Consider the following 25747-nt stretch of genomic DNA (forward strand, 5'->3'; position numbering starts at 1 on the left):
ATGAAAAAAATTGCTGTATTTCTCCTATTCTTAAGTAGTATAATTGCTTCCTCTCAAGAACATTTTGTAAATCGCACGATTATTCCCATGCCTAATTTCTACAAAACAACTGGTGATAGCTTGACTATTTCTGGTAATATAAAAATTATTTTTGAGGGAAATAAATTTAGCGCCAAAGAAGTCCAATCAGCTATGTTATTTCAAGAAGCTGTAAACTCAAATTTCAACAAACAAAAGGCTGCTATAAAAGTTATTTTCAAATCTGAAAGAATAAGTTCCGCAAAACAAACTTCTGAAGCCTACAAAATAGAAATTTCCCCTAAAGAAATTAGAGTGACCGGACAAGAAATTGGTCTTTTTTATGCCGTCCAAAGCTTATTACAACTATTACCGAATGAACCACCCAAGAACAACGCTGTAAAAATACCCTGTGTAACCATAAATGATGAACCTCGTTATTCGTATCGTGGTTTGCATTTGGATGTAAGTCGTCATTTCTTTTCGACAGCAGTTATCAAGGATTTCATCGATCAAATGGCTTATTACAAATTAAATAACTTTCACTGGCACTTAACAGACGATCAAGGTTGGCGTATCGAAATTAAAAAATATCCAAAACTAACTGAGATAGGTTCGAAAAGAGACCAAACCTTAGTAGGAAATAAATTTGAACGTTTTCCGAGATTTTTTGATAATACTCCTTACGGCGGTTTCTACACGCAAGAAGAAGTTAAGGAAATAGTAAAATATGCCGAATCAAGATACGTTAACATAATTCCTGAAATCGAAATGCCTGGACATGCTTCGGCTGCGGTAGCTGCTTATCCCACCTTAGCTTGCTTTCCTTCTAACGATTTTAAAGTTATCGAATCTTGGGGTATTTTCGAAGATGTATTCTGCGCTGGAAAAGAAGAAACTTTTACTTTTTTAGAAGATGTTTTAAAGGAAGTTATGATGCTTTTTCCGAGTACCTATATTCATATTGGCGGAGACGAATGCCCAAAAACAAGATGGGAAAAATGTCCAAATTGCCAAAATAGAATTAAAAAAGAAGGATTAAAAAACGAGCATGAATTGCAAAGTTATTTTATTAAACGAATTGAAAAATATCTAAATGCCAATGGAAGACAAATTTTTGGCTGGGATGAAATTCTTGAAGGCGGCTTGGCGCCAAATGCAGCAGTGATGTCTTGGCGCGGAGAATCTGGTGGAATTGCAGCAGCAAGAGACAAACATGATGTTATTATGACTCCAGAAGAGTATGTTTATTTTGATCACAATCAAGGCTATTCTTTAGAAGAACCGCTAACTGTTGGCCGCTTGACAACCGTCGAAGAAGTGTATCAGTACAACCCAACTCCAGCAGACAGCTTAACTAGTGATCAACAAAAATACATTAAAGGAGTTCAAGGTAATCTTTGGTCGGAATATTTAACGAGCCCTGCGAAACTAAACTATATGTTGTATCCTAGAATATTTGCTTTAGCAGAAATTGCTTGGACTGAAACTTCTCAAAAAAATTATACTAATTTTGTTTTAGATCGAATTCCATTTCATTTAGGAAAGTTAGATATGGTAAAACGATTGTATAAAGTACCAACTCCTTTCGGAATAAAAGATACTGCAATTGTTGCTTCAAAATATGAATTAAATCTAAAACCAACCGTTAAAAATGGGCAAATATTCTATACAATTGACGGATATAATCCTGATGAAACTGCCAACTTATACAAAAATAAAGTTACAATTACAGTTCCCGAAGGAGAACACCGAATAATAAAAGTAGTTCAAATTAGCCAAAGCGGTAGAAGAAGTTCCATTACTAAAATTGCCGTTACCAATTCAAAAACACTCCCTGCATTAGTTGTTAAACCAAAGAAGAAAGGTCTGAAATACAAAATGTACCATAATTTATTTCAACAAACAATTGAAATGAATTTGTTAAAACCTGCCAAAAGTGGTATCCACGAAGGTGCAATCGAAATGGAAAAATACAAATCAAAAGAAAATCGCTATTTAGGTCTACAGTTTGAAGGCTACATTTACATTTCAGAAACCGGTACCTACACTTTTTCAACTATTGCAGACGACGGTGCAACAGTACTAATAGACAATCAATTGATTGTTGATAATGATGGTAGACATTGGATCAATGAAGCTTTTGGTGCATCCAAACTAGAAAAAGGCTTTCACAAAATAAACATCAATTATTTCAATGCCGATGGAAGTTCAGCGCTACAGTGTTTCATTCAACAACAAGGAAAAGAAAAACAAGAAATTAGCGCTTCGCAATTATTTTATGAATAGAAAACAAAAAAACGCATTCAAATTAATGAATGCGTTTTTTATTTATAAACAGTAGTCTAATTTATGAGGTCAAACTTGCAGATAAATATTCACGGTTCATACGTGCTATATTTTCTAAAGAAATTCCTTTCGGACATTCTACTTCACAAGCTCCAGTATTAGTACAGTTACCAAAACCTTCTTGATCCATTTGGTGAACCATGTTCATAACACGGTCGTGTGCTTCAATTTTTCCTTGTGGCAACAATGCATATTGCGATACTTTGGCCGAAACAAAAAGCATTGCAGATGAGTTTTTACAACTCGCTACACAAGCACCGCAACCAATACAAGTAGCAGCATCAAATGATTTATCTGCATCGTCTTTATTGATTGGAATCGTGTTGGCGTCAATTGTGTTTCCAGAAGTATTTACCGAGATAAATCCTCCCGCATGCTGAATTCTGTCAAAAGCACTTCTATCCACAACTAAATCTTTAATTACCGGAAATGCTTTTGCTCTAAATGGCTCAATAAAAATTGTATCACCATCGTTAAACATACGCATGTGCAATTGACAAGTGGTTACTCCTCTGTCTGGTCCGTGCGCTTCTCCGTTAATATATAAAGAACACATTCCGCAAATTCCTTCGCGACAATCGTGATCAAAAGATACTGGATCTCCTCCTGTGTTAATTTGTTGGTCGTTAAATACGTCAAGCATCTCTAAGAATGACATATCAGGTTCGATCCCGTCGATTTTATATTCGACTAACGCTCCTTTATCTTGGGCGTTTTTCTGACGCCATATTTTTAATGTAAGTTTCATACTCTTTTAGTTTGAAAATCATAAAGTCTAAAGTAGAAAGTCAAAGGACTACAAACTTTTGGCTTTTGACTAATTGCTATTTGTAATTTCTTTGAACTAGTTTAATCGCCTCAAATTCTAAAGGTTCTTTATGCAAAACGGCATCACTAGGTTTTCCTTTGTATTCCCAAGCAGCAACGTACGCAAAGTTTTCGTCATCACGAAGTGCTTCTCCATCTTCAGTTTGGTATTCTTCACGGAAGTGTCCACCACACGATTCGTTTCGATGCAAAGCATCTTTTGCAAACAATTCACCCAATTCTAAGAAATCGGCAACACGAGTCGCTTTTTCTAATTCTTGATTAAATCCTTTATCTGTTCCTGGAACTTTCACTTCTTTATAAAACTGTTCTCTTAACGCAGCAATTTCTTCGATAGCCTCATTTAAACCTTGAGCATTTCTAGCCATTCCTACTTTGTCCCACATGATTTTTCCTAATTTTTTGTGGAAATAATCAACAGAATGTGTTCCGTTATTATTCATAAACTTCGCAATTTGATCGGCAACTCCTTTTTCGGCAGCATCAAATTCTGGAGTGTTTGTTGGAATTGCACCTAACTTGATATCTGGAGCCAAGTAAGCACCGATAGTGTAAGGAAGAACAAAGTATCCATCAGCTAAACCTTGCATTAAAGCAGAAGCTCCTAAACGGTTTGCACCGTGATCAGAGAAATTAGATTCACCAATAGAGAAACACCCTGGAATAGTTGTCATCAAATTGTAGTCAACCCAAGTTCCACCCATTGTATAGTGAACCGCTGGATAAATCATCATTGGATGCGTGTACGGATCTTCATCGATAATTTTAAAATACATTTGGAATAAATTCCCGTATTTACTGCGAATGATGTCTGTTCCTAACTTGGTAGTTAATTCAGTATCATTTTCATTTAATCCTTTAATGTGCGCTTGTTCTTTTCCGTAACGTTGAATCGCTGAAGCAAAATCCAAGAAAACCGCTTCACCTGTTTTGTTTACACCAAAGCCAGCATCACATCTTTCTTTAGCCGCACGAGACGCAACATCACGTGGCACTAAATTACCAAAAGCAGGATACCTTCTTTCTAAGAAATAATCTCTATCTGCTTCTGTTAAATCAATTGCTTTCTTTTTACCTTCTCTAATAGCAAGTGCATCTTCTAACTTTGCTGGAACCCAAATACGACCGTCATTACGCAACGATTCTGACATCAAAGTCAATTTTGACTGATGATCTCCCGAAACAGGAATACAAGTTGGGTGAATTTGTGTGTAACAAGGATTAGCAAAAAATGCGCCTTTTTTATGAATCTTCCATGCTGCAGTAGCATTAGAACCCATTGCATTGGTAGATAAGAAGAATACGTTTCCGTAACCTCCTGAACCCACAACAACTGCATGAGCTGAATGTCTTTCTATTTCTCCTGTAACTAAATTACGAGCGATAATACCTCTTGCTTTACCATCTACAATAACGATATCAAGCATCTCGTGACGATTGTACATTTTGATCTTTCCACGACCGATCTGACGATTCATTGCAGAATACGCTCCTAACAACAATTGTTGTCCAGTTTGTCCTTGTGCATAAAACGTACGCGAAACCAATGCTCCACCAAAAGATCGGTTGTCTAACAACCCTCCATATTCGCGAGCCAACGGAACTCCTTGAGCCACACATTGGTCAATAATATTAGATGAAACTTCAGCCAAACGGTAAACGTTTGCTTCACGAGCGCGGTAATCTCCTCCTTTTACAGTGTCGTAAAACAATCTGTACACAGAGTCACCATCCCCTTTATAATTTTTTGCTGCATTGATACCTCCTTGTGCTGCAATTGAGTGCGCGCGACGTGGAGAATCTTGAAAACAAAATGCTTTTACATTATATCCTAACTCAGCTAAAGTAGCAGCAGCAGAACCTCCTGCCAATCCTGTACCAACAACTATAATGTCTAGATTACGCTTGTTTGCAGGGTTTACTAAGTTGATGTGGTCTTTATAGTCGGTCCACTTGTCCGCCATTGCGCCTTGTGGAATTTTTGAATCTAAGCTCATATATTTATGCTTTTAAAAAGAAATGAATATAAATTGGAATAATTGCAAAAAGTAAAGGAACAATTATCGCAAATCCTTTTCCAAATCCTTTAATAATTGGATTGTATTTTGGGTAGTTCACACCCATAGATTGAAATGCGCTAGCAAGACCGTGCATTAAGTGAAAAGATAAAACGATCATCGCTATAACATATAAAATGGTAGCAATAAGACCTGTTTGAGCATCTTGAAAAAAGGCAACTGTAATTTTATGCAAATCTTTGTAACCTTCTTTTACTTTAATATTAGCCGTAGCATCAAAAAATTCAGTTCTGTTTTTAATCACTAAGCCGCTTTCATTAACTTGATCAACAGGAATATAACCCCCATCTGTAGTAACATAAAAGTCTTGCTTCTGTCCCTGCATGTCAATACTAATGGTTTGCAAAGGCATTTTATCATCAAAATGCATTACTGCCCAAAAGCTTACCATGTGCGTTACAATAAATACTAAAATCAATGTACCTAGCAATGCCATGTTTCTCGAAGCCCATGAGCTATTAGCCGCCGGATTGTTTTTTGCGTAACCTACCGGGCGAGCTGCTCTGTTTTGAATCGTTAACAGAATTCCATCAACCGCATGAAAAAGGATTGAAATGTACGTTACGTACGAAAGTAATTTTACTGCCGGATTGGTGGTCATGAACACTGCATACTGATTAAATTGTAATGCATCACTGAAAATTAATTGTAAATTTCCTGCTAAGTGACCCGCCAAAAACAAGCATAAAAATAACCCCGTTAGAGCCATCCAGTATTTTTTAGCTAATGATGACTTTAAAAGTGCCGATTTTGCCATAAGAATTAGAATAATTTGTTTTATTTAATTCCACAAAAATAAACCAAATCAGATACAACTACAACCATTTCGCCGTTATTTATAATCATTTTAAAAAGAATGGAGTTCTAAATATTCAATATGTAAAATAGCTAAAATCGAGACATTTTTAGTAACAAAATAAGTAACAACATTATAATATTCTTTAAAATTCATTCCAGCTTTACATTTTCATCAAAACTTTATGATATTACTATTTTATCTTAACTTTTAATTTGTTTTCCCTAAAAGTGACAACTCCATAAAGCTTTGCTAGTTTAAAAACCGATATATCACGGTCATAGCTTTATCTTTGCGAGCTTAAAATTTGTGATAATGAAAACCGGAATTGAAGCTATTGCTTTTGATGTAGCAAAAATACATTTACCCATACAAACCTTAGCTAATGCTAGAAACATTGAAGCCGAAAAGCTTGAAAAAGGTCTTGGATTATTACGAATGACTTTGCCTGATTTGCATCAAGATGTAGTTGTATTTGGTGCCAACGCACTAACTAAATTAATAGACGAACACAATATAGACTTAAATGAAATTAGTCGCATTTACGTTGGAACCGAAAGCTCCGTAGACAGCTCCAAGCCTATAGGTTCGTATTTAATCACTTTGATGGAACAAAAATATGGTGCAGGAGTTTTGGAAACCTGTGATGTGGTCGATTTTACTTTTGCGTGTATTGCCGGGGTCGATGCATTGCAAAATTGCTTGGATTTTATACAACTGCATCCAACAAAAAAAGCAATCGTGGTTACTACTGATTTTGCTAAATACGATTTAAATTCTACTGGAGAATATACGCAAGGCGCGGGAGCTTTAGCGTTATTAGTTAGTGCCAATCCTAAAATAATTGCTATTGATAACGTTTGGGTAACAAGTACGAAAGGCGTTTTTGACTTCTTTAAACCGCACCGAACCATTACTAAAGAGCAAATTTTATTAAATAACGTAAACGAGCCTTGGTTTGACATCTTAGAAGCTGAGATCACAATTCACAAAGACCAGCCAGTTTTTGACGGACAATATTCGAACCAATGTTACATGGACCGAACTCGAAATGCGTATTTCAACTTTAAAAAACAAAAAAATACGACCGAAACAATTTACAATAACTGGAGAAGTATCGTGATGCACTTGCCGTATTCTTTTCAAGGACGCCGCATGCTATCTGAAATATACACATTAGACCATCAGCAAAAAACAATTTCTGGAGAAGAAACTCCGGCTGAATATCAAACAAAGTTAAAAGAAATTGCAAAATCTAGCGAATACCGAGAATTCGTATCTGAGAAATTACAGGCGGCAGAATTAGCCTCTTCCTTAATTGGGAACCTATATACCGGTTCCATTTTTATGGGATTACTTTCGACCCTATCACATTTCTACAATTCTAAGGTAGAGATTAGCAATTCAAAATTCGGATTTCTTGCTTATGGAAGTGGATCCAAGTCAAAAGTTTTCGAAGGAACTATTCAACCCGAATGGAAATCGGCTATTTCAAAAGTACAGCTTTTTGAAACTTTAGAAAAAAGCACCGAAATAGATTTTGAAACCTACGAAAGACTGCATCGTAAAGAACAAAAAGAAAGCATCAGAATGGCAAAAAAAGAATGGATTTTAGATCGAATTGAAAATAAAATTCCAACTTTAATCGGCGCCCGTTATTACAAATGGATCGATTAATTTAAGCGCTAATCATAATTGCACAAAGGATAACTTCATAAATATATTTTACATTATTTCCTAAAAGCCAAACCACCTAAAATTGTTTTGGCTTTTTGACTTATGGCAAAACTTTAATACTCTAAAACTCTTCATTGTTTTAAAAATTATTAATTTTGAGTATTCTTAAACAAATCCAAATAATTATGAAATATCATCAAATAAACAATTCTCTTTTCATTAAAAATCGCGAAAAATTTGCTACACAGATGAAACCTAATGCTATTGCAGTATTTAATTCAAATGATATTTACCCCATTAGTGCCGATAGCACGATGCCATTTGCGCAACACCGCGATATTTTTTATTTAAGTGGTGTCGATCAAGAAGAAAGCATCTTATTGTTATTTCCTGACGCTCCTTACGAAAATCAAAGAGAAATTCTTTTCTTAAAAGAAACCAACGATCATATCGCTGTTTGGGAAGGAGAAAAGCTAACCAAAGAACGTGCTTTGCAGGTTTCAGGAATACGAACTGTTTATTGGTTGCAGGATTTTCATAAGATTTTAAAAGAATTAATGAGTTACGCTGATACAATTTACATCAACACCAACGAACATTACCGCGCTTCTGTTGAAACACAAACGCGTGAAGATCGTTTCATTAAATGGTGGAAAGAAACATATCCAGCACACCAAGTTGCCAAAAGTAATCCGATTTTACAGCGTTTGCGCTCTGTAAAAGAATCAGAAGAAATTGATTTGATTCAGCACGCGTGTAACATTACCGAAAAAGGATTTCGACGTTTGTTAAGCTTCGTAGAACCAAATGTTACTGAATATGAAATTGAAGCAGAATTAATTCACGAATTTGTTCGCAATCGCTCTAAAGGTTTTGCTTACACACCGATTATCGCTTCTGGAAACAATGCCAATGTTTTACATTATATTGAAAACAACCAACAATGTAAAGCTGGCGATTTAATTTTATTAGATGTTGCTGCAGAATATGCTAACTATTCCAGCGATATGTCCCGCACTATCCCTGCTTCAGGAAAATATACTGAAAGACAAAAACAAGTTTACAATGCAGTATTGCGCGTAAAAAACGAAGCTACAAAGATGCTCATGCCTGGAACACTTTGGAAACAATATCATATTGAAGTTGGAAAAATTATGACATCAGAATTACTTGGTCTAGGTTTACTAGACAAAGCTGATGTTCAAAATGAAGATCCAGAATGGCCGGCTTACAAAAAATACTACATGCACGGAACATCACACCACATGGGCTTAGACACGCATGATTATGGTTTACTACACGAACCAATGCAAGCAAATATGGTATTTACTGTAGAGCCTGGAATATACATCCCTGCAGAAGGTTTCGGAATTCGCTTGGAAGATAATGTAGTAGTTCAAAAAAGCGGAGAACCGTTTAATTTAATGAAAAACATTCCGATCGAAGTGGAAGAAATCGAATCGATAATGAATACGTAACAGAGAATTTCGATTGGATGAAAACGAAAACGCAATTAGTAATTATTAACTGCTTTTTTTACATAATAGTGTAATGCATCATTCGTAATAATGAAAAAATCCCTTACTACTTTTAAGCAGTACGGGATTTCTATTTATCGTTAATCGATTATTCTATTTTTGCGATTTGTACGTCTAATTCAAATTTTCCAGCAGCTTCGTTTTCATTGATTAATTCAAAAAGCTCCAATGCTCTTCTTGCATTTTTTTCCTCTTCTCTTTGCTCTGTCACGTACCACATCATAAAATCTTCTGTAGCGTAATCATTTTCGGCTCTACATTTTGCAATAACTCTGTTTACGGCTTTAGTAACCGCAATTTCGCTTTGCAATGCAATTTCAAAAACTTCTCTAAAAGATCCAAATTCTTGCTGAACCTCAGGAATGCTTGGTGTAATTGCAATTCCACCAACATCACTTATGTATTTAAATATTTTAAGAAAATGCTCTCTTTCTTCTTCAGCTTGCTTATACATGTAACCGGCTGTATTTTCAAAACCGTTTCTATCCAACCATGAAGCCATAGCCAAATATTTGTTAGAAGCATCACTCTCTATTTTTGATTGCAAGTTTAGTATTTGCTCAACAGCTTGAGTTAACGATGTGTTTGTTCTTAATAAATCTTTCATGACCATTTTGTTTTTAGACAAGTAAAGTTACAAAAATTTACGCCAACCACTGCAAACACTAAAACATTTGTATTTAATCTAAGTAAGCATCAAACCAAGTCAGCCAACAATACATTACATAACATGGAGTGCAAACTTAAAGTGAATTTGGTCCCATTTAATAGTTCTCGAAGTTGAACAATTTCACAAATACTAAGCGTACGAGAAAAATTACGTTTGGTAGTTTCAATAAGCTGAGCGTCGGATTGATCTGATAAATCATATAACATATTCAGAATATCAACGCTATTTACTTTTCTCTGAAAAATTAAAAAATCTTGAATTTTATACGTTGAAACGGTATTCACAAAACTGATAATTATACTGTTCGTTAGATCACACTGATAACTGTATCCTTTTTCAGTTTCAAACAATATGTTGCTGGTCAAAGTACTAATTTGTGGCATTCTTATTAATTTTTTGCTGTTGCAAATTTATAAAATTTAAACCAAATAAACGCGTAATTAAGACTAATTTAAAATAACGAATTGTTTTCTTTGTGTTAAAAATTAAAAAATAGAATCATTTTCATGACGATACAGCATTTCTTACTATAAGAATCAATCGGAGTTAAATTCTTATGAAGTCCGTTGACATTATTGTAATTTTACAATCCATTAATTGACTTCAAAATTGAAAAAAACAACATTTAAAAATACTATCGTTTCGTATACTGATGATGGTCAAGGAACTGCCATTGTTGCGCTTCATGGTTTTCTAGAAAACAAAGCTATGTTTGATCCTTTCATACCATTACTAAACAAAGGTCATAGAATCATTACAATTGATTTATTGGGTCACGGCAAAACAGAAAGTATGGGTTATGTGCATACTATGGAGGAAAATGCAGCAATTGTAACTCATATTTTAAATGAATTAAAAATTACAAAATGCTGTCTAGTCGGTCACTCAATGGGTGGTTATGTTGCTTTGGCTTTCGCCGATTTATATCCAGAAAAAACAATTGGTTTGGTACTTTTAAACTCAACTGCCTATGAAGATAATGCTGAACGCAAGCTCAACCGAACTCGCGCTATAAAGGCAGTAAAGCAAAACTTCTCTGTGTTTGTCAACATGGCAATTGCCAATTTATTCAGTGAAGAAAACAGAACGCGCTTAAGTAGAGAAATAGAATGGGTGAAAAAAGAAGCTTTAAAAACACCCCTACAAGGCGTAGTTGCTTCGCTGGAAGGAATGAAAATTAGGAAAGAACGCACATACATTTTGGAAAAAGCCATTTATCCTATTTTGTTTGTTTTAGGAAAAAAAGATCCTGTTCTGCTGTATGACGAAACAATTGTACAAATTAAAAACACGACCGTCCAGCTGCATACTTTTGCTGACGGACACATGAGTACGATTGAAAACAGAGACGAGCTGAGCCAACTTTTATTACAGTTCTTAAAGCAAATTTAATCCCGCTTCGCTAACGTAACCTAGTTCTAATAATTGCTTCTTATCTGTAATTAAATGTGTCTTTCCATTTTTAAGTAAAACAACCTTAGAGCTAATTTTTACCACACTTCTGTAATTATGATCCGAAACAATAATTCCTTTCGTTTCTGAAGCTTTTGAAATTAGAACATTTACTCTCTCAATCATTATAGGTGATAGTCCCGTATAAGGCTCGTCCAATAAAACAAATTTAGAGTTGTTTGAAAGTACTAAAAGAATTTCTAAATACCGTAATTCCCCCCCTGACAACTCCTTTACATATTTATTCTTAATTAAGTCGATAAATTCATCTGCATAAAAAGAATCGGATTTCACTTTTTCAATGGACAAACGAATAGCTTTTTGTACCGAAAATGATCGCGGTATAAAGGAGTCTTGACTCAAGTAACTAATTTCTTTAAACAAATCCGTCGGCTCTTTCTTTACGACATTATCAATTCTAACAAACTTATATTCTGCCGAAATTAGTCCGAAAACAATTTTAAGTAAGGTGGATTTACCCGAACCATTACTCCCTAACAAACCAATTACCTCTCCCGTGTGGCAGGCAACATAAACATCGGAAAGAATCGGTTTATGGTCGAAACTTTTCTGAATACTATCAATTTCTAAAATAGCCATAATTAAACTAATTGTTGAAGTACATTGAAAATCAAACGACTAATAACTAAAAGGACAAAGGTAAAAAGCCAAGAAAAAAGCCAAAGTTGTATTTTTGAAATCTGATTGTTATAATAAAACAAATATTCGTTTTTTGCATTAATTTCCTTTAGCAAAAGACTAATCAAAAAACCAAAACTAATGAATGAGTAACTAAAAGCAATAACTCCGCCAAAGAAGAAAGGTAAAATACTGACCGCAAAATTAACAGCAACCGTACTCTTAAAGAAATTAAAAACAGACTCTAGTTTGATTAAATTCATGATCGGTACTTAAATTTTCTCCTCAAAAGAAATTGTAACATCTAAGACTTCACGCAATAACACTACAATTTGTTCTAAATAATCGCTTAACATTCCTTCAGAAACAATTGATTCAGACTCTTTACCGGATTTAAATTCAAATGACAAAAACCCTGACTTTAAGTTCTTAAATGAAATAATTCCAGCTTCTATTGGAAGTCCTTTACTGTTGTTCTCATACATAAAAGCATAAGCCAAAACCTGAATTATCTTGTCATTCTTAATGTCAAGAGACAACCCTTCCCAAGATTTTAAAACCATATTTCGTTTTTCAACTTTCCCGGTTTTATAATCTATAATTCTTATTTTTCCATTACGCTCTTCAATTCGATCCACATTCCCTCTTATCAAAACTGGAAAAGGCAGATCATCATGAGTTAATGTTCTCTCGAATGTTTCCTCTAAATGTAAAATTTTAATGGCGTCACCTTGCTTAATATTTTCTAGTTCAACTTTTAGAAAGTTAGAAACATTCCGTTTTGCAACTTCAAAAGCCAGTAAGTTTTTCCCTTTGTTTATTTCACCTTCTTTATAAACCAGCTTAAACTGATTTAATACTTCTTTTTCTAATAGAGAAAAGCAGATTTTAATGGATTCTTCAGAAAGAAATTTTCCAATAAAAGGCTCGTATAACACTTTTAATGTTTCATGGATAATGGTACCTAAAGTATTCAGCGCAATATTCTCCTCTACTTCTTCCACTTCACGAATGCGCAATATTTTCTGAAAATAAAACTGAATCGGATTTCGAATGTAGCTGGTAAGCGCAGAAGGGGAAAAGCCAATTCTGGCAATTTCAGCCAAACGTTCCATGACTGCTTCCGATTTAGGAATTGACATTGGAACCGCAGCTACATCTGGCAAAATTGGATTATAAATATCCAATGTCAACGTATGATTGGGTTGTTTCTCGACTTCCAACTGTGTTATAAAACGGCTGCGTTCGCCAGCATCTAGCCCGTCACTTTCAGTATTATATAATAAGTATATATTTTTTGCTCTCTGTAATAAATGATAAAAATGATAGGTATAAATAGCGTCTTTTTCCTTAAAAGTTGGCAGTCCTAATTCCCGCTTTACATCATACGGAATAAAGGAATTTTGTGATTTCCCTGCAGGGAATTTACCTTCATTCATAGAAGTAACAATAACTGTATCAAAATCTAATACTCGACTTTCTAACACACCCATCACTTGCAAACCGTTTAAAGGTTCTCCTTCAAACGACACTTCAGCCAAATCTATAACTTGCTTATAAATTGCGTACAATGTTTCTATTTTATCAATGTGTTGGTGCTTAGCGTAATAATTAGTAAGCTTATTAATAACTTTAAAAATTGCGTACACAAATGTTTTCGCAATTTTATCCTCTTGAGTGTCTGTACTTACATTAGCTTTTATAACCAATAACAAACTAGAAATAGAATTTAGAACCGAGATCGTGCCGTTTTCCCATTTCTGAAATAGGAGCGTAAATAATTCCGAAGCATTTGGATGTAACTCACTGATTTTTTTATGAGTTATAAATGTATAATTGTTTTTATTTATAAGCTTAACTAAATCATTTCCTTTTGCATAGGGTTCAACCAATGGATGTGTCAAAATATCCAACACATCTTTATAATAAAACACATAAGAACTGCTACTTCTTGCAATTGCATTCGTATGCATTTTAAACAACTTATTTATTAAAATTTGTGTCGGATTGTTTTTACTAGAGTATCCCATTGTAATATTTAGCGCACCGACACTTTCGGGAAGCGAATACAATAAAGGAATCAATAAGTTTTCTTCACCAAGGACAACTGCTACTTTATTGAGAGAAGTATTTGGAGCATGCATAATTTTATTCTCAATTATACTTCCAACCATTTTAGCTTGCCCAATCGTTTTTGGTGTACCAATAACTTGGATGTTTTTGACTCCCGAAAAATCTTCTACAATCCATTCAAATGGATTTGATTTATAATGTTTCCAATTCTCTTTAAAACGGCGTACAAAAAGTCCCGCATCGTGAAATGGATCATTTATAAAAACCTGATCAATATCCCAGTAAATTTTAGCTTGATCATTTGCTATTAAATGCTGAATAATTTTTTCCTCGGCAGCATTCAGCGCATTGAAACCTGCAAAAATAAAATATTCATTAGCAGCACTCTTAGAAAATTGTTGTAAGTTACCTACCGCTTCTCGATAAATTAACCCTTGATAACCTACTCTTTTATTTGACAAGTGGCTGTACAACGCTTGATAATATTTGGGAAGCAATTTCCAAAAATCAATGTAGTTTTCAAGCAATTGTGTTTTACTTTCCACTTCTATTCCCCATTTCTTAATATCTTCTATATCTTTTAAATAGGTCAGAACATGATTTGGCTCTAAAAGATAGCGATCAATTTCATTAAAATCTTGCAATAATGTTTTTGCCCAGTTGGCAAACAATTCAAAAGACTGTTGATTCTTTTTATCGGTAATTGAAAGATAGACTTCATAAAACTCAAACAATAACTCAATCGAGTCTATCGATCTAACTTTAGCTACATCTTGAATAAAGTCTTCCACACTGATAATAGTGGGGCTTAATATTGTTGTATTAATTTGCTGCGCCAGCGACTCTATCAAAAAGACCTTTGCTCGCTTATTTGGTAATATTATTGTAATATCAGCTAGTCTATTAGAATAGTCTTCTATAATTTTCGCTGCAATTTTATTTAAGAATGAATTTTCTATCATGGTATAAAAATAAAAAAAGCCATTCAATTAAGAATGGCTTTTTAAAATTATTTGAAATTGTAGCTTACAATTTACCGTCGTATTTTGAACCAATATGTTTGATTTCAGTTCTTCTGTTTTGAGCTTTACCTGCTGCAGTTTTGTTAGTTGCAACTGGTTGAGTTTCTCCATAACCTTTAGAAACTAAATTATCAACATTAACTCCTCTTTCGATTAAAGCATTCATAACTGCTGCTGCTCTATCTTCAGAAAGTTTTTGGTTTAATTCATTTGAACCATCACTATCAGTGTGTCCTTCAACGCTAAATTTAGCAGTTGGGTAGTTTTTAAGAATATTGTTTATTGCATCTATTCTTGCTAAAGTTTCTTTGTCTCCAGATTTGAAAGTAGCTTTACCTGAGTTAAAGTATACTGCTCTAGCTTGAACTTTAAGATCTTCTAAAACTTCAGTTGTAACTTCAGGACATCCTCTATTACTAGCTGGACCAGCTACAGTAGGACAATCATCATCTTTATCAGCAACACCATCTTTGTCAGCGTCTAAGAAAGGACAACCGCCATTTTCTTTTGGACCTGCAACAGTAGGACATTTGTCATCTTTATCAGCAACACCATCTCCGTCAGAATCTGGACATCCGTTTAATGCAGCTAAACCAAAAACATCTGGACAAGCATCTGAAGCATCAGCAATTCCGTCTCCGTCAGTATCAGGACAACCGTTTAATGCAGCTAAACCAAAAACATCTGGACAAGCATCTGAAGCATCAACAATTCCGTCTCCATCAGTATCAGGACATCCGTTGAATTGTTTTAAACCAGCAACATCTGGACAAGCATCATCTTTGTCATAAATTCCGTCTCCGTCAGTATCTTTACCTCCAAATTGGAATACGATACCTAAAGTGTGTTGGAAATGAGAAGGAGTATCAATTTCTCCAAAACCATCTTCTCTTCCAACATTACCATTTTTACCAGCACCTACAGCCCATTTGTATTTTGTAGCAAGTTCTAAACCTACTGCATCAGAGAACCAAAATGTAACTCCAGCACCTGGATTAACAGTTCCGAAAGAATCTTTTCCTAAGAAAACATAACCACCACCCAAAGTTAACGAAGGATCGATCACTTTAGATTTGATTAATTCTTTAAAGCTGTATTTAGCATTTAAGTCAATACCGTAGTACATCAAATCACCAGGATTAGTTACAATCATTCCACGTCCATCATGACCTGGAGCAGATGGTCTAAAGTATACTGCTTTATCAATTTTATTTACAGAACCAATAAGTCCTACAGAAAAACCACTACCAACGTATTTAGATACACTTAGGTAAGATAGAGAAGGAAGGATGTTCCAGTTGTCATCAACTGCGAATGGCTGTGAGAAGTGTTGGTTGAACCAACCGTCTCCACCACCAGCACTAGTTCTAGTGTCAACGGCATTAACTCCAAAAGAGATAGCCCATGGATTGTTACTGTCTTGCGCGTGAGAAGTTAAACCCATCACCATCATCACAGCAACTAAAATTTTGTTAAGATGTTTCATACTTAATTTTTTTAATTACAATTTAGTTAATTATACACAAAAGTAACACCTAATTTTTTAAATACAAAACTAAATGTTAAAAAAAACCTACAAAAATTTTATTGGTCAATTTATTCGATCACTTTTAAGTGCTTTCCAGCTGTAATAAAGGCGTTTATAGCCGTATCTAGGTGTTCTTTGGTATGCGCAGCGGATAACTGAACTCTTATTCTCGCCTTATCTTTTGGAACCACTGGAAAAAAGAATCCAATTACATAAATACCCAACTTTAAAAGTTCATCTGCCATTACTTGCGATAATTTAGCATCGTATAGCATAACTGGAACAATTGCAGAATCACCCTCAACAATATCGAATCCGGCCTTTTTCAAACCTTCTTTAAAATAATTGGTATTCCATTCTAACTTATCTCTTAATGTGGTATCGTTCTCCAATAGCTCAAATACTTTTATAGAAGCTCCAACTATTGCAGGCGCCAAAGAGTTTGAAAATAAATAGGGTCTAGAACGCTGACGCAACAATTCGATAATTTCTTTTTTAGCAGTAGTATAGCCTCCCATTGCACCACCTAATGCTTTTCCTAAAGTTCCAGTAATAATATCGACTCTGCCCATTACTCCTTTTGCCTCGAGCGTTCCTTTTCCTGTTGCTCCAATAAAACCAGCGGCGTGACATTCATCTACCATAACCATTGCATCGTACTTATCTGCTAAATCGCAAATCTTATCTAGTGGAGCTACAATTCCATCCATTGAAAACACTCCATCTGTAACAATAATTTTAAAACGAGCTCCAGTAGCATTTGCTTTAATTAACTGCTGCTCCAGATCTTCCATATTGCTATTCTCGTATCGGTATCGAGCAGCTTTGCACAAGCGTACTCCATCTATAATTGAAGCGTGATTTAGACTATCTGAAATAATAGCATCTTCGGCTCCTAATAAAGGCTCGAAAACTCCGCCATTAGCATCAAAAGCTGCAGCATACAAAATAGTGTCTTCTGTACCGTAAAATTCTGCTATCTTTTTTTCTAATGTCTTGTGAATATCTTGTGTACCACATATAAATCGTACCGAAGACATTCCGAATCCATGTGAATCCATTGCGTCTTTCGCTGCTTGTATCACTTCAGGATGCGAAGAAAGTCCCAAATAATTATTAGCACAAAAATTTAAAACTTTTTCACCTGTAGAAATTGTAATTTCAGCATCTTGTGGAGACGTAATTATTCTTTCTTTTTTAAAAATCCCATTGTCTTCGATTGCTTGCAATTCATTTTGCAAATGCTCTTTAATTTTTCCGTACATTATTATAAATTTAAAATGTTAATTTTTAACACCTTGCGGTTGAAAAATCATTAACATCTGATTAATTATTTCACAAATTTACCACATCGATTTTGGCTCCTATATAAACCAACGCTTTTTTTAACACTTTAAAACCCATCGACTCAATTGCATGTTGATATTCTTCAATCTGAGTTTTGTATTTAGGATTATGCAACCCCGTTTTATAATCGAGCAAATACGCTTCGTTTTTTGAATTAATAACAATTCGATCGGGCTTCAAAATTTTACTTTTTCGTTGCAAAATGGTTTGTTCATTTAAAACTCGATTACCTGTCTCGAAACAAATCGAAATTTCAGGATGAGTAACAATTGCCTCAATAGCAGCCCTAACCGTTTCCACTTGATCCATTATTAGTAAACCATCGTCAATTCCTTTACTAATAGCCTCTTCGACATCATTCTTATCTTTAACAAAGGAGAGGATTTCGTGAACAACATTACCGTAAGCAATTGCTTCTTGCTGGTGCGTTCCCCACATTAATGCATCACGTTGTGCAATTTTAATATTTTGCGTCTGCAAAACTTTAGCAACAAAAGGAATGTTTTTTATAGAAGATTCTATATTGCTGTATATTGATAGTCGTTTTGGATCTCCAAAGGTGTACTGTAATACACTCTCTTCAAAATTAGAGTTCTTTTCTAAAAATTGAATAAAAAAAGACGCCATATTATTGGGCCAATCCCCAGATGATTTACTGGGCTGTTGCATTTGAGATAACACATACAACTGCTCTTCAGCTCTCGTTAGCGCAACATACAACACATTAACGTTATCTAATAATTCTTCTTGCTTTTTTACACTAAAAACTACTGCTGCTGATTCTCCAAAGCCAGCTACAGCTGAAGTATTATCAATTAATACTTTGGCAAGACCAAAATCGCCATCGTCGGCATCTAACCACAATTTATCTTTTGGCTTTCTATTGTAATCTTCGTCAGCAAAAGGCATAATTACTACTGGAAACTCCAAACCTTTAGATTTATGAATCGTCATTATTCGAACAGCGTTATTTCCTTCAGGAGATGGAATGCTAAACTTATGTCCGTTTTTATCCCAATACACCAAAAAATCAGCAATACCTGCCTGATTTCGAATATCACGCTCTAACACAATATCCAAGAAATATTGTACGTACGCATTATTAAAGGACGGTTTTATAAAGGCATGAATAATGGTTTCTACTGCTTCATAAAGTGATTTCTTTCGAACAGCGTCAAAAGAAAGCGAAATATCGTATTGCAACAGCCATTGCTCAAAATCAACTTCATTAATAAAACTCATACCTGTAGCAATAAAATCTGCGACAGCACTACTCTCTTTTTCCTTTTGAGAAATAAAATACAAGATGTGCGCCTTCGCTTCTAAATTTCCATTATTATTTAAATAATGCAAAAGATTGACGATCACATTTACTTCGGTTGCGTTCTGAATCAATAATGTTTCGGACGACAAAAGCGGAATTTTTTGTTCTGTTAGATAATTGGCAACTGCAACACCTTGATCTCTCTTACGGGTAAGGACGACGATGTCTTTGTATTCGAAGCCGTCGCTAAGTACTTTTTTAATTGTATCTAAAGTAGCCAGTACATACAATTCATTTTTACTTAAAACATCATCCTCTTCGGTATTGTCGTTCTTATCAGCAACAGGTAAAAAAGAAATATTTACATAACCTCCTTTTTTCGAGTTGCTCTTTTGATGGCTGTGATTTTCATATAAATCTTTGTAATCTTCGTGCTCAAATTGACTCGAAATAGTTTTGAAAAATGAATTATTAAAATCAATTACCTCACTATAACTTCGATAATTAGTGTCAAGATGCTCAATGTTTTTATCCTTGTTACTAAACGGATTTTTATCTTTACTTAACTCAATAAACTGCTCTGCCTTTCCGCCTCTCCAACGATAGATGGATTGTTTGGGATCTCCAACAATCATTAAAGTTCCTTTTACTCCCGCTTCATCTTGACCCGCCAAAGCATTATCAATAAGAGGAATTAAATTTTCCCATTGCATCTCTGAAGTATCCTGAAATTCATCAATAAAAAAATGACGGTAGCGCTCACCCAAACGCTCGTAAATAAATGGCGCTGGTTGATTTTGAATTTCACGATGAATGATGGCATTAAATTCTGAAATCGAAAGGACATTTTGTTCCGTCTGAATTTTATTCAATTCATTGCTAACGGTATTTAATAAAGAGAGTGGCGTAATATTTTTAAGAAAGGCTTTGTAGAAATAAATTTTTTCGAAAATCTCATAAACTGACCGTAACTTCTGCAACAATTCTGGAAGTAAAGCTTCAATTAAAGTTCTGTCTCTTGCCGTTTTATTAATCTTTATATCTTCAAACTCGTGGTATTTTTTATTACTTGGATTGAATTTACCTTCGCTAATACTAACTAAATGTTTAGGAAAATGACCTGCTGAAAAAGATTTTAAATCGATACCTCTGTTTTCAATCAACTGAAGTGCTTCTTGAGCCATAGCAGCAGTTTGCTTTTCCAAATCTGTAGCTAATTGAAATAACTTATCTTTAATACCAACAAATTCTTCAATAGATTTTTCTTTAAAATGCGAAATCTCGTTGCGGTTGTTTTCATTTAAAATCAACCTTCCTGTATCTAAAATCTCTCGAGAAACATCCCACGATTTATCATCGTCGGTTTTCTCCATCGTAAAATCGATTAACAATTTGGTCAATATGTCATCTTGGCCTGCTTGTGCGATAATTGCATCAACAGCTTCTGTCAATAAGCTTTCTGTATCTAACGTAACTTCAAAAGTCATTGGCAAATTTAAATCGTGTGCGAAAGCACGAATAACTTTATGCGTGAATTTATCAATTGTAGAAATATCAAAGGCAGCATAATTATGAATAATATGCTTTATAATTTGTTTTGATTTGGTTTTGATTTGAATAACTGAAAGATTCGTCTCTGAAGCGAGGTGCTCCATCAAGTCGAACGCTTTTTTTGAAGGTTCCTCTTTCGCAAATTCAGTCAAACTACCCACAATACGCGTTTTCATTTCGTGAACCGCTTTGTTGGTAAATGTGATGGCCAAGATATTGCGATATGCATCATTTTTCTTAGCAGAAAGAATAATTTTAAGGTACTCTTTTACTAACGTATACGTTTTGCCCGATCCAGCCGAAGCATCGTAAATAGAAAATGATGGTCTTTGCATTATTAGTACGTTTAATATCGTAAAAATAAGATTTCATAAAGACTAAAGACAACAAAAAGCTATTTATTTCAGTATCCTCAAGAGAATTTATTTATTGAAAGCTTTTTTATTAAAAACAATCAAAATGCCTACTCCAGTAGAAATGGCTACATCGGCAACATTAAAAATTGCATTAAAAAATTTAAATTCGTTTCCTCCCCAAAAAGGAAACCAAGACGGAAAATGACCGTCAATTATTGGAAAGTATAACATATCCACCACTTTTCCATGAAACAAAGTTCCGTAATGTTCTGGCGCAAACAACGTCGCTAAATTGTGGCTACTGTCGTCAAAAACAACTCCGTAAAAAATAGAGTCAATAATATTACCTGTTGCTCCAGCAAAAATTAAAGCAATTGCAGTAATTAAATACGTAGATTCTCTTTTGTTGGACGCATCGTACAACCAATAGGCTATACCGAATACGGCAAAAATTCTAAAAACCGTCAAAATCAATTTACCATATTCACCAGGAATTGTAGTTCCCCAAGCCATTCCTTCATTTTCTATGAATAGAATTTTAAACCAACTTAGAACGTTTACTTCTTCTCCTAAAACAAAGTTAGTTTTGATGTAAATTTTAGAAACTTGATCAACCAATAATATGATAAAAATAAGCAAGTATGCTTTTCGTAATGACATTTGAGATAATTTTGATGGCAAAAGTAACAATTTAATCAAAAAAAACGCCCCATGAGGAGCGTTAATTATTTTGTAATGAAAATATTATCGTTGCAAGTTTTTTGCCTCGATACTCATTGTTGCATGCGGAACGATTTTTAATCTCTCTTTTGAGATTAATTTACCCGTTACTTTACATACACCGTACGTTTTATTCTCCACACGGAAAAGTGCGTTTTTTAAGTCACGGATAAACTTTTCCTGACGAATCGCTAATTGCGAATTCGCTTCTTTCGACATCGTTTCACTTCCTTCTTCGAATGCTTTAAAAGTTGGCGATGTATCATCAGTTCCATTATTTAAATCATTCATATAAGCACTTTTTATCAAATCTAAATCTGACTGTGACTTTTGAATCTTATTTTGAATTATCTCTTTGAACTCGGCTAAATCAGCGTCTGAGTATCGTGTAATTTCATCTACCATGGTTTATTATTTTGAAATTAATAACTTTGTTTTGATCTCGTCAAACTCAACTTCTGTACCGTTTTCTACTTGATCTAAGAAAACCAAATCTTCTGTTAGGGTTTCCGATTTTATATAGGCGACATTTTTAAGAATTGCTTCTTCTAAATTGCCATCTCTTTGTATTTGTACCTTAATTTTATCAGTTACATCAAAACCAGAATCTTTACGGATATTCTGAATTCTATTTACCAATTCTCTTGCAATACCTTCATTTTTCAACTCTTCGCTGATGGTGATATCCAATGCGACCGTTATTCCATTTGAATTAGCCACCAACCAACCTTCAATATCTTGCGATGTAATTTCAACATCTTCTATCGATAAAGTTACGATATTTCCTGCAATAACAATATCGAGCGCTCCTTGCTTGTCCAATTGACTAATTTGTTCTGCAGAAAAAGACTGTATCTCCTTAGCTATCAGGCTCATATCCTTTCCAAATCGTGGACCTAAAGCTTTAAAATTAGGTTTAATTTGCTTTACTAAAACACCAGACGCATCATCTAAAAGCACAATTTCTTTCACATTTACTTCCGCTTTTACAAGCTCAGAAATAGCTTCAATTTGACTGCGTTGCTCGTCGTCAAGTACTGGTATCATTACCTTTTGCAAGGGCTGACGTACCTTTATCATTTCCTTTTTACGAAGCGACAAAACCAACGACGAAATCGTTTGCGCCTTCTGCATTTTACTCTCTAACGTTTTATTAACAAAGTTGTCAACGTATTTTGGAAACTCAGCCAAATGTACACTACTGTATTTTTCTGACTGTGTGGTTGCTGTTAAATCTATGTAAAGTTTGTCCATAAAAAATGGAGCAATTGGCGCACTTAATTTACTTACTGTTAACAAACACGTATAAAGTGTTTGGTACGCAGCAATTTTATCTTGTCCATACTCTCCTTTCCAAAAACGACGGCGACACAAGCGAACGTACCAGTTACTTAAATTCTCTTGCACAAATTCTGAAATTGCTCTCGCTGCTTTTGTTGGTTCGTACTCTTCATAGAAACCATCAACTTCTTTTATCAATGTATTCAGCTCTGAAATAATCCACTGATCAATTTCAGGTCTTTCGTTCATCGCAATTTCTGCTTCTTCAAACTTAAATTTATCGATGTTCGCATACAATGAAAAGAATGAATACGTATTGTATAATGTTCCGAAGAATTTACGACGTACCTCAGCAATTCCTTCGATATCAAACTTCAAGTTATCCCAGGGATTGGCGTTCGAAATCATGTACCAACGCGTTGCATCTGGTCCATATTCTTTAATGGTTTCAAAAGGATCTGTCGCGTTTCCTAAACGTTTGGACATTTTTTGTCCGTTTTTATCTAGAACTAAACCGTTTGAAACGACATTTTTATAGGCTACTTTATCAAAAACTAAAGTTGCAATAGCGTGTAAAGTGTAAAACCAACCGCGTGTTTGATCGACTCCTTCTGCAATAAAATCAGCTGGAAAATCTTTATTTCCATCAATTTTATCTTTGTTTTCGAAAGGATAATGCCATTGTGCGTATGGCATGGCACCTGAATCAAACCAAACATCTATCAAATCAGCTTCGCGCTGCATGGGTTTTCCTGATGGGGAAACCAGTACAATTTCATCAACTACATTTTTGTGCAAATCGACTAAATCGTAATTCGACTCCGCCATATTTCCAATCTCAAAATCTTTAAACGGATTCTCTTTTTGAATTCCCGCTGCAATAGATTTTTCAATTTCATTATATAATTCCTCAATAGAACCTATCAGTATTTCTTCTGTACCGTCTTCGTTTCTCCAAATTGGTAACGGAATTCCCCAATAACGAGAGCGAGACAAGTTCCAGTCATTGGCATTTTTTAACCAATTTCCAAAACGTCCTTCGCCAGTTGCTTTTGGCTTCCAATTGATAGTTTCGTTCAAATCGAACATTCTATCCTTTACTTCTGTTACTTTAATAAACCAAGAATCTAATGGATAATATAAAATAGGCTTATCCGTTCTCCAACAATGCGGATAACTGTGCACGTATTTCTCAACTTTAAACGCTTTATTTTCTTCTTTTAAACGAATGGCAATTTCAACATCAACAGAGCGTTCTGGCGCTTCGCCGTCATTATAATATTCGTTTTTAACGTACTTACCAGCAAATTCTCCCATGTTAGAAGTGAATTTTCCTTGTAAATCTACTAAAGGAACCGGAGTTCCATTGGCGTCTAAAACCAACATTGGCGGGATTTCAGGCGATGCTTCTTTAGCAACTTTAGCATCATCTGCACCAAAAGTTGGCGCTGTATGCACAATTCCCGTTCCATCTTCTGTAGTTACAAAATCTCCAGAAATTACTCTGAATGCATTTTCTGGATTTTGGTACGGCAAGGCATACGGCAATAATTGTTCGTAAAGAATTCCGACTAAATCTGCTCCTTTGGCTTCCGCCAAAATTTGATATGGTATTCTTTTGTCTCCTTCTTTGAAGTTTTCAAAATCGGAAGTTTCCGTGCTTACAAAAAATCCTTTTCCGAATTGCTTCCCAACTAAATTTTTAGCCAAAAGAACATTGATCGGTAAGAAAGTATATTGATTAAAAGTTTTTACTAAAACATAATCGATTTTTGGTCCAACTGTCAAAGCCGTGTTTGAAGGCAATGTCCAAGGTGTAGTTGTCCAAGCCAAAATATGAATATCTCCTAAACCTTGTAAAAAGCTTGGCAACGATTCATTTTTAGCTTTAAATTGAGCTACAATTGTAGTGTCTGTAACATCACGGTACGAACCTGGCTGATTTACTTCGTGCGAAGACAATCCTGTTCCTGCTTTTGGAGAATAGGGCTGAATGGTATATCCTTTGTACATCAAATCCTTGTTGTAGATTTGTTTCAAAAGCCACCAAACCGATTCCATATATTTGGATTTGTAGGTAATATATGGATCTTCCATATCTACCCAATAGCCCATTTTTTCGGTCAAGTCGTTCCACACATCTGTATAACGCATTACTGTTTTCTTACACGCTTCGTTGTATTCTTCGACAGTAATTGACTTTCCAATATCTTCTTTGGTAATTCCTAATTCTTTCTCAGTACCTAATTCTACCGGCAAACCGTGCGTGTCCCAGCCCGCTTTACGCTTCACTTGAAAGCCTTTTTGTGTTTTATATCGGCAAAAAATATCTTTTATCGCACGAGCCATCACATGGTGAATTCCAGGCAATCCATTGGCCGAAGGTGGTCCTTCAAAAAAGACAAATGGTTCGTTACCTTCTCTCGTAGTAACACTCTTTTCAAATATATTTTCTTCTTTCCAAAAATCAAGTACTTCTGACGCTACTTTAGGCAAGTCAAGTCCTTTGTATTCAGTAAATTTTGTGCTCATTTTATCCTTTTCTTAAATCGTCGTGCGA

At 34.8% G+C, this 25747-nt stretch carries 18 protein-coding genes; 4 read left to right on the forward strand and 14 right to left on the reverse strand.

Annotation, left to right across the window (positions count from 1 at the left end; genetic code table 11):
- Nucleotides 1-2307 (forward strand): family 20 glycosylhydrolase, encoded by a 2307-nt coding sequence (locus ACRASX_RS03955; RefSeq protein ID WP_432222487.1) that lies wholly within the window; start codon nucleotides 1-3, stop codon nucleotides 2305-2307.
- 61 nt (nucleotides 2308-2368) lie between these two features.
- Here ACRASX_RS03955 and ACRASX_RS03960 read toward each other — a convergent pair whose 3' ends face one another.
- The 3 genes from ACRASX_RS03960 to ACRASX_RS03970 all read right to left on the reverse strand — a co-directional run bounded on the left by ACRASX_RS03960 (nucleotide 2369) and on the right by ACRASX_RS03970 (nucleotide 6030).
- Complete coding sequence (locus ACRASX_RS03960) at nucleotides 2369-3115, reverse strand: succinate dehydrogenase/fumarate reductase iron-sulfur subunit (RefSeq protein WP_066311561.1); 747 nt, start codon at nucleotides 3113-3115, stop codon at nucleotides 2369-2371.
- 76 nt (nucleotides 3116-3191) lie between these two features.
- Entirely contained in the window at nucleotides 3192-5192 is a 2001-nt protein-coding gene (locus ACRASX_RS03965) for a fumarate reductase/succinate dehydrogenase flavoprotein subunit (RefSeq protein ID WP_432222488.1), read from the reverse strand.
- Nucleotides 5193-5196: 4 nt separating this feature from the next.
- Complete coding sequence (locus ACRASX_RS03970; protein WP_432222489.1) at nucleotides 5197-6030, reverse strand: succinate dehydrogenase cytochrome b subunit; 834 nt, start codon at nucleotides 6028-6030, stop codon at nucleotides 5197-5199.
- 354 nt (nucleotides 6031-6384) lie between these two features.
- On the opposite strand from ACRASX_RS03970, the gene ACRASX_RS03975 reads away from it, so the two are divergent.
- Nucleotides 6385-7746, forward strand: a complete 1362-nt coding sequence (locus tag ACRASX_RS03975) for a hydroxymethylglutaryl-CoA synthase family protein (RefSeq protein WP_432222490.1) — start codon at nucleotides 6385-6387, stop codon at nucleotides 7744-7746.
- Nucleotides 7747-7931: 185 nt separating this feature from the next.
- Nucleotides 7932-9224, forward strand: coding sequence for an aminopeptidase P family protein (locus tag ACRASX_RS03980; protein ID WP_066311579.1), 1293 nt, complete (start codon nucleotides 7932-7934; stop codon nucleotides 9222-9224).
- Between the two features lie 148 nt (nucleotides 9225-9372).
- Here the strand turns inward: ACRASX_RS03980 and ACRASX_RS03985 are convergent, their stop codons facing one another.
- Both ACRASX_RS03985 and ACRASX_RS03990 read right to left on the reverse strand, forming a co-directional pair.
- A complete protein-coding gene (locus ACRASX_RS03985) occupies nucleotides 9373-9891 on the reverse strand; it encodes a ferritin (protein WP_066311582.1) in 519 nt (172 codons plus the stop codon).
- Nucleotides 9892-9980: 89 nt separating this feature from the next.
- Nucleotides 9981-10337 carry a hypothetical protein gene (locus ACRASX_RS03990; RefSeq protein ID WP_066311585.1) on the reverse strand — a complete coding sequence of 119 codons (357 nt, stop codon included), beginning with the start codon at nucleotides 10335-10337 and terminating at the stop codon, nucleotides 9981-9983.
- Between the two features lie 226 nt (nucleotides 10338-10563).
- On the opposite strand from ACRASX_RS03990, the gene ACRASX_RS03995 reads away from it, so the two are divergent.
- Complete coding sequence (locus ACRASX_RS03995; protein WP_432222491.1) at nucleotides 10564-11346, forward strand: alpha/beta fold hydrolase; 783 nt, start codon at nucleotides 10564-10566, stop codon at nucleotides 11344-11346.
- Here ACRASX_RS03995 and ACRASX_RS04000 read toward each other — a convergent pair.
- From ACRASX_RS04000 to ileS, 9 genes are all read right to left on the reverse strand, one after another.
- Nucleotides 11332-12006 carry an ATP-binding cassette domain-containing protein gene (locus ACRASX_RS04000; RefSeq protein WP_432222492.1) on the reverse strand — a complete coding sequence of 225 codons (675 nt, stop codon included), beginning with the start codon at nucleotides 12004-12006 and terminating at the stop codon, nucleotides 11332-11334. The two genes, ACRASX_RS03995 and ACRASX_RS04000, sit on opposite strands and share 15 nt — an antisense overlap.
- Before the next feature lie 2 nt (nucleotides 12007-12008).
- Nucleotides 12009-12308, reverse strand: coding sequence for a hypothetical protein (locus ACRASX_RS04005; protein WP_066311590.1), 300 nt, complete (start codon nucleotides 12306-12308; stop codon nucleotides 12009-12011).
- Between the two features lie 9 nt (nucleotides 12309-12317).
- A complete protein-coding gene (locus ACRASX_RS04010; RefSeq protein WP_432222493.1) occupies nucleotides 12318-15080 on the reverse strand; it encodes a PD-(D/E)XK nuclease family protein in 2763 nt (920 codons plus the stop codon).
- Between the two features lie 64 nt (nucleotides 15081-15144).
- Complete coding sequence (locus ACRASX_RS04015) at nucleotides 15145-16626, reverse strand: OmpA family protein (RefSeq protein WP_432222494.1); 1482 nt, start codon at nucleotides 16624-16626, stop codon at nucleotides 15145-15147.
- Between the two features lie 110 nt (nucleotides 16627-16736).
- Entirely contained in the window at nucleotides 16737-17933 is a 1197-nt protein-coding gene (kbl, locus tag ACRASX_RS04020; RefSeq protein WP_066311595.1) for a glycine C-acetyltransferase, read from the reverse strand.
- A gap of 70 nt (nucleotides 17934-18003) precedes the next feature.
- Nucleotides 18004-21165, reverse strand: coding sequence for a UvrD-helicase domain-containing protein (locus ACRASX_RS04025; protein WP_432222495.1), 3162 nt, complete (start codon nucleotides 21163-21165; stop codon nucleotides 18004-18006).
- An 87-nt stretch (nucleotides 21166-21252) separates the two neighbouring features.
- Nucleotides 21253-21846 (reverse strand): lipoprotein signal peptidase, encoded by a 594-nt coding sequence (locus ACRASX_RS04030; RefSeq protein ID WP_432222496.1) that lies wholly within the window; start codon nucleotides 21844-21846, stop codon nucleotides 21253-21255.
- Between the two features lie 84 nt (nucleotides 21847-21930).
- Nucleotides 21931-22311 carry a TraR/DksA family transcriptional regulator gene (locus ACRASX_RS04035; RefSeq protein ID WP_066311603.1) on the reverse strand — a complete coding sequence of 127 codons (381 nt, stop codon included), beginning with the start codon at nucleotides 22309-22311 and terminating at the stop codon, nucleotides 21931-21933.
- A 6-nt stretch (nucleotides 22312-22317) separates the two neighbouring features.
- On the reverse strand, nucleotides 22318-25719 hold the full coding sequence (gene ileS, locus ACRASX_RS04040) for an isoleucine--tRNA ligase (RefSeq protein WP_432222497.1): 3402 nt from the start codon (nucleotides 25717-25719) through the stop codon (nucleotides 22318-22320).
- Nucleotides 25720-25747 lie beyond the last annotated feature (28 nt).

Source organism: Flavobacterium sp. TMP13 (genome assembly GCF_050847115.1).
Lineage (GTDB): Bacteria > Bacteroidota > Bacteroidia > Flavobacteriales > Flavobacteriaceae > Flavobacterium.